A 10610-nucleotide genomic window follows, 5' to 3' on the forward strand; every position below is an offset into this window, starting at 1 on the left:
ACGGGTAGTTTGTGGGCACCCATAGGACTTTCAGGAAGGTTGGCCGTGGCTGCTGATCTGTCGCAGATCGTGAAGGCGTACGACGTACGCGGAGTGGTCCCGGACCAGTGGGACGAGTCGCTGGCCGGCCTCTTCGGCGCCGCCTTCGCCGAGGTGACGGGCGCGGCGGCGATCGTCGTCGGCCACGACATGCGCCCCTCGTCCCCCGGCCTGTCCCGCGCGTTCGCGCTCGGCGCCGCGGCGCGCGGGGTCGACGTCACCGAGATCGGCCTGTGCTCGACGGACCAGCTGTACTACGCCTCGGGCGCACTGAACCTGCCGGGCGCGATGTTCACGGCCTCCCACAACCCGGCGCAGTACAACGGCATCAAGATGTGCCGGGCCGGAGCCGCCCCCGTCGGCCAGGACACCGGCCTCGCCGAGATCCGCGAACTCGCCGAGCGCTGGCTGGAGTCGGGCGCCCCGGAACCGGCCGCCGAGCCGGGCACCCTCACCACCCGCGAGACGCTGGACGACTACGCGGCGCACCTGCGCTCCCTCGTCGACCTGACCTCGATCCGCCCCCTGAAGGTCGTCGTCGACGCCGGCAACGGCATGGGCGGCCACACCGTGCCCACGGTCTTCGCCGGACTGCCCCTGACCCTCGTCCCGATGTACTTCGAACTGGACGGCACCTTCCCCAACCACGAGGCCAACCCGCTCGACCCGGCCAACATCGTGGACCTGCAGAAGCGGGTCCCCGCGGAGGGCGCCGACCTCGGCATCGCCTTCGACGGCGACGCCGACCGCTGCTTCGTCGTCGACGAGAACGGCGACCCGGTCTCCCCGTCCGCGATCACCGCGCTGGTCGCCGCACGCGAACTGGCCCGCAACGGCGGCACGGGCGCCGTCATCCACAACCTGATCACCTCCCGCACGGTCCCGGAGGTCGTGAAGGAGAACGGCGGCACCCCCGTCCGCACCCGCGTCGGCCACTCCTTCATCAAGGCCGAGATGGCCCGCGCCGGCGCGATCTTCGGCGGCGAGCACTCCGCCCACTACTACTTCAGGGACTTCTGGAACGCCGACACCGGCATGCTGGCCGCCCTGCACGTCCTCGCGGCCCTCGGCGGCCAGGACGGCCCGCTGTCCGCCCTCGTCGCCCAGTACGACCGCTACGCGGGCTCCGGCGAGATCAACTCCACCGTCGCCGACCAGGCCGGCCGCCTCACCGCGATCCGCGCCGCCTACGAGGGCCGCCCCGGCATCACCCTCGACGACCTCGACGGCCTCACGGTCTCCGCCGCCGACTGGTGGTTCAACGTCCGCCCGTCCAACACCGAGCCGCTGCTGCGCCTGAACGCGGAGGCCAAGGACGAGGCGACGATGACCAAGATCCGCGACGAGGCGCTGGCGATCATCCGCGCCTGACGCCGATCCTCCGGCGCGGCCCCGGCCGACCCCGCCACCCGGCCGCGCCGGCGGTAACCTGACCAGCACATCAGCAATGCCGTACCCGCCCCCCCCGAAGGGACACCCCATGCCGCTCGAAGCCGGCCTCCTGGAGATCCTCGCCTGCCCGGCCTGCCACGCCCCCCTCAAGGAGCAGGACGCCGAGCTGATCTGCACCGGCCAGGACTGCGGTCTGGCCTACCCCGTCCGTGACGGCATCCCGGTCCTGCTCGTCGACGAGGCCCGCCGCCCGGCCTAGGGCCTGTGGGGCGGCCCCGCCCCTGGGACCGCCACCGGCGTGACGACGGGGAGCCCACCCGCGCCCCGCGCCAGACACCCCCCGAACAGGACCCCGGCGAACCGGAGGCTGCCGCCCATGCTCGACGAATCGCTGCTCGACAGCCCGGAGGGCCTCGGCGAGGCCGACCGCCGGGGCCTCCTGCGCGGCGCGGCCGAGGCCGGCGCCCGCGTGCGCACCGCGGCCCGGCACGCCGCCGACGCCGGCGTCGGAGAACTCAAGCCCGACGGCCGCCCCCGCGCCGTCCTGATCGCCGGCCCCGGCGCGGCCGCCACCCACACCGCCGACCTCCTCGGCTCCCTCGCCGGCCCGGGCAGCCCCGTCATCCGGCTGGCGCCCACCGGCGTCGCCCCGGCCGCGGGCGCCCTGCGCTGGGAACTCCCGGGCTGGGCCGGCTCCGTCGACCTGCTGCTGATCGCCACTCCGGACGGCACCGAACCCAGCCTCTCGCTGCTCGTCGAGCAGGCCTACCGCCGCGGCTGCTCGGTCGTCGCCGTGGCCCCGGCCGACACCCCGCTCGCCGAAGCCGTCTCCGGCGCCCACGGCCTGCTCGTCCCTATGGCGACGGCACCGTACGACCAGGAGGAACCGCTCGCCGCGTCCTCCCCGGGCGTCTTCTGGGCCCTGCTCACCCCGCTGCTCGCACTCCTCGACCGCGTCGGCCTGCTCACCGCCGCGCCGGACGCCCTGGAGAAGGTCGCCGACCGCCTGGACCACATCGCCGAACGCTGCGGCCCCGCCATCGCGACCTACAGCAACCCGGCCAAGACCCTCGCCGCCGAACTCGCCGACTCCCTGCCCGTCGTCTGGACCGAGGGCACCTCCGCCGGGCCCGCGGGCCGCCGCTTCGCCGCCGCCCTCGCCGAACTGGCCGGCCGCCCCGCCGTCGTCGCCGAACTCCCCGAGGCGCTCGCCGCGCACAGCGCCCTGCTGGCCGGCCCCCTCGCGGCCAGCGCCGACCCCGACGACTTCTTCCGCGACCGGGTGGAGGAGCCGCCCGCGCTGCACGCGCGCGTGGTGCTGCTCCGCGACCGCCCCATCGGCGGCCTCACCGCCGCCCCCGCCGCCCGCGACCTGGCCCTCAGCCACGACACCCCGATCAGCGAACTCGAACCGGAGGAGGGCGGCGATCTGGAGACCCTCGCGGAACTGATCGCCGTCACCGATTTCGCCGCTGTTTACCTGGCGCTCGCTTCCGGGGCCTGATCTTGCTCCAGGCAGGTCGGCCCGGGCCCGCCCGGGACGTCCGGCCCGCGCCCACCACCGGACCACGAACCGGCGACGGCGCCGGCCCAGCAGCGTACGTACGGAGACAGAGAACCCACATGGACCGCCTCGACAACACCATCCGCCCCTACGCCTGGGGTTCGCCCACCGCCATCCCGCACCTCCTGGGCGTCGAGCCGACCGGCGAACCGCAGGCGGAGATGTGGATGGGAGCCCACCCGGGCGCTCCCTCGCGCACCGCGCGCGGCACGCTCGTCGAGGTCATCGAAGCCGGCCCGGAGCGCGAACTGGGCGCCCCGGCGGTCGCCAAGTTCGGCCCGCGGCTGCCGTTCCTGCTCAAGATCCTCGCCGCGGGCGCGCCCCTCTCCCTCCAGGTCCACCCCGACCTCAAGCAGGCCCAGGAGGGGTACGCCGACGAGGAGCGGCGCGGCGTCCCCCGCGACGCGTCCCACCGCAACTACAAGGACGCCAACCACAAGCCCGAACTGATCTGCGCGCTCACCGAGTTCGACGGCCTGTGCGGCTTCCGCGACCCGGCCGAGACCGCCCGCCTCCTCGACGGGCTCGGCGTCGACTCCCTGAAGCCGTACGTCGACCTGCTGCGCGCCCACCCCGAGGACGCCGCCCTGCGCGAGGTCCTCACCGCCGTCCTGAGCGCGGACCCCGAGGAGATGGCCCACACGGTCGCCGAGGCCACCGCCGCCTGCACCCGGCTCGGCGGCGACTACGCCCCCTACGCCGACCTCGCCCACCACTACCCGGGCGACCCCGGCGTGATCGCCGCCATGCTCCTCAACCACGTCCGCCTGCAGCCCGGCGAGGCCCTGTTCCTCGGCGCCGGCATCCCGCACGCCTACCTCAACGGCCTCGGCGTCGAGATCATGGCCAACTCCGACAACGTCCTGCGCTGCGGCCTGACCCCCAAACACGTCGACGTGCCCGAACTGCTGCGGGTGGTCCGCTTCGAGGCCCGCGACGCTGGCGTGCTGCGCCCCGAGGCGTCCCCGGACGGCGAGGAGGTCTACGAGACGCCGATCGACGAGTTCCAGCTCTCCCGGTACGCCCTGTCCGAGGGCGGCGCACCCCGCGACCTCACCCTGGACACCCCGCAGATCCTGCTCTGCACCGCCGGCTCCGTCCAGACGGGCGAACACCGGCTCGCACCCGGCCAGTCCGTCTTCGTCCCGGCGGCCGAGAAGGCCGAGGTGTCCGGCGCGGGCACCGTCTTCCGCGCCACCGTGATCGTATGACCGCCGCTGTGGACACCTGAGGCACCGCCGTCCGGCCGGACTGCAACAATGACCCACCGGCAAAGCACGGGCAAAGACGGGTACACGCCTGGACGGCGTAGACACACGGGCGAAGGGACAACGCGGACTCATGAGCGCGTCAGGCGGTACCAGGGCGATCGTGGCGGCACTCGGCGCCAACCTCGCGATCGCGGCATCGAAGTTCGTGGCGTTCGCGTTCAGCGGCTCCTCGTCGATGCTCGCCGAGGGCGTCCACTCGCTCGCCGACTCCGGCAACCAGTTCCTGCTGCTGATCGGTGGCAAGAAGGCCCAGCGCGAGGCGACCCCGCAGCACCCCTTCGGCTACGGCCGCGAGCGGTACATCTACGCCTTCCTCGTCTCCATCGTCCTCTTCTCGGTCGGCGGCATGTTCGCCATCTACGAGGGCTACGAGAAGATCAGCCACCCGCACGAGATCGAGCGCTGGTACTGGCCGGTGGGCGTCCTCCTCTTCGCGGTCATCGCCGAGGGCTTCTCCTTCCGCACGGCCATCAAGGAGTCCAACGAACTACGCGGCAAGCTGTCCTGGTCGCAGTTCATCCGCCGGGCCAAGGCCCCCGAGCTGCCCGTCGTCCTCCTGGAGGACTTCGGCGCCCTCATCGGCCTGGTCCTCGCCCTCCTCGGCGTCGGCCTCGCCATCCTCACCGGCGACGGCGTCTGGGACGGCATCGGCACCGTCTGCATCGGTGTCCTGCTGGTGCTGATCGCCCTGGTGCTCGCCGCCGAGACCAAGTCCCTGCTGCTCGGCGAAGCCGCCGGCATCGAGGACGTCAAGAAGATCGAGGCCGCGATCGTCGACGGCGACACCGTCACCCGCGTCATCCACATGCGCACCCTCCACCTCGGCCCCGAGGAACTGCTGATCGCCGCCAAGATCGCGGTCCAGCACGACGACACCGCCGCCGAGGTCGCGAAGGCCATCGACGCGGCCGAGGCCCGCATCCGCGCCACCGTCCCCATCGCCCGCGTCATCTACCTGGAACCGGACATCTACAGCGAGGCCGAGGCCGCCAAGGGCCCCGACCCGGCGGCCACCCCGGGCGGCCCCACCCCGCACCCGGCCGGCCACTGAGCCCGGCCCCCGTTCACCCAGAACGACGCGAACCGTTCGGAGGCGGACTGGGGGCCGCCCCGTTCTCCGGTGTAGCTTGGGGTGGAGCCAGACGTCGCTGCTGATGGCGGTCGGGCGGTCCGCGTGCGGACCGGCCGAGGGAGAGAGGGCCTCCGACGGACTGCGCTGCGCGTACGTGGGCATGCCTGTGTCCTCTTCCCGGGCACCCCTGTGTCCGCCGCCGCGCAGACCAGCCGTACCCACCCTCGAACCGATCCCGAGGAGCAGCTCGCAATGACGACTGTCGACAACCGACAGGACTTCAAGGTCGCCGACCTCTCCCTGGCCGACTTCGGCCGCAAGGAGATCACCCTCGCCGAGCATGAGATGCCGGGCCTGATGGCGATCCGCAAGGAATACGCCGAAGCCCAGCCGCTCGCCGGCGCCCGTGTCACCGGCTCCCTGCACATGACCGTGCAGACGGCCGTTCTCATCGAGACCCTGGTCGCCCTCGGCGCCCAGGTCCGCTGGGCCTCCTGCAACATCTTCTCCACCCAGGACCACGCGGCCGCCGCCATCGCCGTCGGCCCCAACGGCACGCCCGACAACCCGCAGGGCGTCCCGGTCTTCGCCTGGAAGGGCGAGACCCTGGAGGAGTACTGGTGGTGCACCGAGCAGGCGCTGACCTGGCCTGACAGCCCCACAGGCGGCCCGAACATGATCCTCGACGACGGTGGCGACGCCACTCTGCTCGTGCACAAGGGCGTCGAGTACGAGAAGGACGGCAAGGTGCCTTCCGTCGAGACCGCCGAGTCCGACGAGCACCGCGTCATCCTGGAACTTCTGCACCGCACCATCACGGACGGCTCGCAGAAGTGGACCCAGCTGGCCTCCGAGATCCGCGGTGTCACCGAGGAGACCACGACCGGTGTCCACCGCCTGTACGAGATGCACCGCGACGGCACCCTGCTGTTCCCGGCGATCAACGTGAACGACGCGGTCACCAAGTCGAAGTTCGACAACAAGTACGGCTGCCGCCACTCCCTGATCGACGGCATCAACCGCGCCACCGACACCCTGATCGGCGGCAAGACCGCCGTCGTCTGCGGTTACGGCGACGTGGGCAAGGGCTGCGCGGAGTCCCTGCGCGGCCAGGGCGCCCGTGTGATCATCACCGAGATCGACCCGATCTGCGCCCTGCAGGCGGCGATGGACGGCTACCAGGTCACGACCCTGGACGAGGTCGTCGACAAGGCCGACATCTTCGTCACCACGACGGGCAACAAGGACATCATCATGGCCTCGGACATGGCCCGGATGAAGCACCAGGCGATCGTCGGGAACATCGGCCACTTCGACAACGAGATCGACATGGCCGGCCTCGCCAGGATCCCCGGCATCGTCAAGGACGAGGTCAAGCCCCAGGTCCACACCTGGAAGTTCCCCGACGGCAAGGTCATCATCGTGCTGTCCGAGGGCCGCCTGCTGAACCTGGGCAACGCCACCGGCCACCCCTCGTTCGTGATGTCCAACTCCTTCGCGGACCAGACCCTGGCCCAGATCGAGCTGTTCACCAAGCCCGACGCCTACCCGACCGACGTCTACGTGCTCCCCAAGCACCTCGACGAGAAGGTCGCCCGCCTCCACCTGGACGCCCTCGGCGTCAAGCTCACCACGCTGCGCCCCGAGCAGGCCGCGTACATCGGCGTCGAGGTCGAGGGCCCGTACAAGTCGGACCACTACCGCTACTGAGTCCGAAGGTCGGCAGATCCGCCGAGGCAGGCCCCCGCACCCCCGTGCCGGGGGCCTGCCCCTTTGGTCTCTGGCCGGACCAGCCCGTCAAAACCCAGGACCCCCATGCCCCGCGGCCGCTATGCGCTCCACGATCCGCACGACCACACCCCCCTCGCACAAGAGCACTTCCAGTGCGCCCCCGGCCCGTCCGGCTGGCGCTACGTCTCACAGCTGACCACTCCCGCGGGCGATCACCGCGGCTCGGTCGACCTCGCCCTCGACGAGCTAGGCCGCCCCATCCGCCTGGAACTCCACGCGGGCGGCTGGCAGGTGCGCGGCGCCGCCCTCGACGGCGTCACCTGGGTCCGCACCGACCCCACCGGCACCCATGCCACCGAAGGCAATGTGCGCGCCCACGCCTTCACCGGCACGTCCCCCGCGTTCCTCGTCGCCACCGCCCGTCTCCTGCGCCTCACCCCCTCCTCGGCCGCGACCCGCGTACGTCTCGTGGCCTTCACCGATCCGGTCCTCGCCCCGCTCACCGTGGACCAGTCCTGGGCCTTGGTGGACAGCGAAACACACGCCACTGACAACGGCCCCCTGACCGTGGACGAATACCAGGTCACAGCCCTGGACACCGGCGAACGGCACACCGTCCACCTCGCCGGGGACGTGGTCCTGTCCGCGCCCGGGATCGAGCTGGAGGACCTCCAGTCACCGCCGTCCGCCTTCGACCGGCCCGACCTCGGCTGACAGCCGGACCCCTGTTCCGCTAGGCCGGCGGCACGAAACGGGTGGAACCGGAGGCCGAACCCGAACCCGGACCCGAACGGGCCGGCCGGTCCGGCGACGCCCCGGCCGCCCGCGACCACCGAGAGGCCTGGTCCTGGTCCTGGGGCTGAGCCGGGGGAGCGGACTCGGCGAACGGGGCAGAGGGCTGAGCGAACTGAGACGGCCGGGCATGGTGCGCGGGGCTCTGCGGCCGGCCCGGCTCCTGCGGCTGGTGGGCCCCCGCCTCGTACGGACCTGCCGGATACGCACCCACCGGATACGCACCCGCGCCGGCCGCCCGGCCCGCGAACGCCTGCCGCGCCTCACGCGCCTGCCGCTCATGGACCACGGCCGCGAGGAACGCGGCGGGGTGCACACCCTGCGGCGGCTGAGCACCGGTACGAGCCGAGAGGTCGGCCGCGAATCGCTGCGCCATGTCCCAGGACACCTGGGGATCGAGCTGCTGCATCCGCGTCAGGTACTGCCGGACGGCCAGCCACAGCCCGTCCGGTACGGCCGACAGATCGAGCTCGCCGAACCGCCCCGCCAACTCCGGCGGCGGGGCAGGCACGACACCGGCCCGCCCGACGGGAATCCGCTCGCGCACCACCAGCGTGCCCGCGAACACGTCCCCGAGCCGCCGCCCCCGCGCCGACACCAGCGAGGCGATGCAGGCCACGACGCCGAACGTCATGAGGATCTCGACCACCCCGATGGCGCCGCGCACCAGCGCGTGCCGGAAACGGATCGGCCCGCCGTCGTCCCGCACCACGCGCAGCCCGAACGCGAGCTTGCCCAGCGAGCGCCCGTGGCTGAGCGTCTCCACCGCGATCGGGGCGCCGACCAGCACCAGCAGGAAGGTCGCGATCGACAGCGCGACCTGTGCCGCCTCGTCCAGCGAAGCGGTCGCCGCCACCAGCGCCACGGTCACCGCGATGTAGACGACCATGGCCACGACCAGGTCGAGCAGCACCGCGAGTGCCCTGCTCGGCAGCTTCGCGGGCCGCAGTTCGAGCGCCACCGCCTCACCGGTCACCAGCTCACTCACGTCCGCCGCCCTTCCCCTGATCTGCCCCTCGGACCGCAAGTCTGCCAAGCTGAGGGCGCATCGCGCCCCAGTAGGACAAGCTGACAGCAGTGCGAGCATCCACGACGTGCAGTGGACGACCAGCCGAGGAGCAGGCAGACCCCATGGACCTGGACGTCTTCGTCACCACTCACCGCGCCGAATGGGACCGCCTCGACGCCCTGCTCCGCCGCCAGCGCCGCCTCAACGGCGCCGAGGCCGACGAACTGATCGCCCTCTACCAGCGCACGGCCACCCACCTCTCCCTCATCCAGTCCAGCGCACCCGACCCGCAGCTCACCGGTCGGCTGAGTCAGCTCGTGGCACGCGCGCGAGGTGCGGTCACCGGCAACCGCCGCGCGTCGTGGCGGGACGCCACCCGCTTCCTGCTGGAGGGCTTCCCCGCCGCCGTCTACCGCGCGCGCCACTGGTGGGTTCCCACCGCGCTCGTCTCCACCGTCGTCGCGATACTCCTGGGCTGGTGGATAGGCACGCACCCGGAGGTGCAGTCGACCATCGCGGCGCCCAGCCAGCTGCGTGAGCTGACCCGCCCCGGCGGGGAGTACGAGACCTACTACTCGAGCCACCCCGCGGCGTCCTTCGCCGCACAGGTGTGGACGAACAACGCGCAGGCCGCGGCGATGTGCCTGGTCCTGGGGGTCTTCCTGGGCCTGCCCGTGCTCTGGATCCTCTTCGAGAACATGCTCAACCTGGGTGTCGGCTTCGGCCTGATGTCCTCCGCCGGCCGGCTCGACACGTTCCTGGGCCTGATCCTTCCGCACGGTCTGCTCGAACTGACCGCGGTCTTCGTCGCCGCCGGCACCGGCCTCCGCCTCGGCTGGACCCTCATCGACCCCGGTCCCCGCCCCCGGCGCGCCGCGCTCGCCGAGGAGGGGAGGGCCGCCGTCGGCATGGCCATCGGCCTCGCGCTGGTCCTGTTCGTCTCCGGGGCCATCGAAGGCTTCGTCACCCCCTCCGGCCTGCCCACCTGGGCCCGCATCGGCATCGGCGTCGTCGCGGAGGCGGCGTTCCTGACCTACGTCTACGTCCTCGGCGGCAGGGCGGTGCGGAGCGGCCAGACGGGTGATCTCGAGGCGGCTGGACGCAGCTCCGCCGTGCCCACGGCCGCCTGATGTGCGTCGGGCCCTCGTGAGCTGCTAGTCTCCTCTTCGCCCCGCAAAACCTGTTGACACAGGCGGCGTGGGGAGGTAGATTCAATGAGTTGCCTAGAACTGGACAAGTTCAGGGCTGATCATTTAGAATCTATCTGCTCCACCAAGAAGTCGCGACTGCGCTTCCGCGGAGCACCCCCGATAACTACTCAGAAATGAGCGGCCGGTCAGACCGGCTAAAAACTTCTGATAAAGTCGGAACCGCCGGAAAGGAAACCGCGAGAGCGGAAACCTGGAAAGCACCGAGGAAATCGGATCGAGAAAAGATCTGATAGACTTGGAAACGCAAGACCGAAGGGAAGCGCCCGGAGGAAAGCCCGAGAGGGTGAGTACAAAGGAAGCGACCGTTCCTTGAGAACTCAACAGCGTGCCAAAAATCAACGCCAGATATGTTGATACCCCGTCTCCGGCCATCACGGCTGGGGCGAGGTTCCTTTGAAAAACACAGCGAGGACGCTGTGTGCGAGGGGATTATTCCTCCTCTCGCACCGCTCTCGTGGTGTTCGACCGGATTACCGGTAAACATTCACGGAGAGTTTGATCCTGGCTCAGGACGAACGCTGGCGGCGTG

The 10610-nt window shown here is 71.3% G+C and carries 9 protein-coding genes; 8 read left to right on the top strand and 1 reads right to left on the bottom strand.

All coding sequences use genetic code 11. The features are described 5' to 3' along the window. The first annotated feature begins 45 nt into the window (after nt 1–45). The 7 genes from PV343_RS23680 to PV343_RS23710 all read left to right on the top strand — a co-directional run bounded on the left by PV343_RS23680 (nt 46) and on the right by PV343_RS23710 (nt 7783). Nucleotides 46–1410 carry a phosphomannomutase/phosphoglucomutase gene (locus tag PV343_RS23680; protein ID WP_319148952.1) on the top strand — a complete coding sequence of 455 codons (1365 nt, stop codon included), beginning with the start codon at nt 46–48 and terminating at the stop codon, nt 1408–1410. A gap of 109 nt (nt 1411–1519) precedes the next feature. After that, nucleotides 1520–1690, top strand: coding sequence for a Trm112 family protein (locus PV343_RS23685; protein ID WP_020940431.1), 171 nt, complete (start codon nt 1520–1522; stop codon nt 1688–1690). A 117-nt stretch (nt 1691–1807) separates the two neighbouring features. Next, the gene (locus PV343_RS23690) at nt 1808–2935 is read left to right on the top strand and encodes an SIS domain-containing protein (protein WP_319148953.1); all 1128 of its coding nucleotides are present in this window, start codon (nt 1808–1810) and stop codon (nt 2933–2935) included. 119 nt (nt 2936–3054) lie between these two features. Beyond that, entirely contained in the window at nt 3055–4206 is a 1152-nt protein-coding gene (manA, locus tag PV343_RS23695; RefSeq protein ID WP_319148954.1) for a mannose-6-phosphate isomerase, class I, read from the top strand. Nucleotides 4207–4336: 130 nt separating this feature from the next. Beyond that, the gene (locus PV343_RS23700; protein WP_319148955.1) at nt 4337–5317 is read left to right on the top strand and encodes a cation diffusion facilitator family transporter; all 981 of its coding nucleotides are present in this window, start codon (nt 4337–4339) and stop codon (nt 5315–5317) included. A 273-nt stretch (nt 5318–5590) separates the two neighbouring features. Next, on the top strand, nt 5591–7048 hold the full coding sequence (ahcY, locus tag PV343_RS23705) for an adenosylhomocysteinase (protein ID WP_319148956.1): 1458 nt from the start codon (nt 5591–5593) through the stop codon (nt 7046–7048). 105 nt (nt 7049–7153) lie between these two features. Next, entirely contained in the window at nt 7154–7783 is a 630-nt protein-coding gene (locus tag PV343_RS23710) for a hypothetical protein (protein ID WP_319148957.1), read from the top strand. A 19-nt stretch (nt 7784–7802) separates the two neighbouring features. Here the strand turns inward: PV343_RS23710 and PV343_RS23715 are convergent, their stop codons facing one another. Then, nucleotides 7803–8849 (bottom strand): RDD family protein, encoded by a 1047-nt coding sequence (locus PV343_RS23715; RefSeq protein WP_319148958.1) that lies wholly within the window; start codon nt 8847–8849, stop codon nt 7803–7805. Nucleotides 8850–8992: 143 nt separating this feature from the next. On the opposite strand from PV343_RS23715, the gene PV343_RS23720 reads away from it, so the two are divergent. After that, nucleotides 8993–10000, top strand: coding sequence for a stage II sporulation protein M (locus PV343_RS23720; RefSeq protein WP_319148959.1), 1008 nt, complete (start codon nt 8993–8995; stop codon nt 9998–10000). Nucleotides 10001–10610 lie beyond the last annotated feature (610 nt).

It is taken from the genome of Streptomyces sp. WI03-4A (assembly GCF_033792105.1).
Lineage (GTDB): Bacteria > Actinomycetota > Actinomycetes > Streptomycetales > Streptomycetaceae > Streptomyces > Streptomyces collinus_A.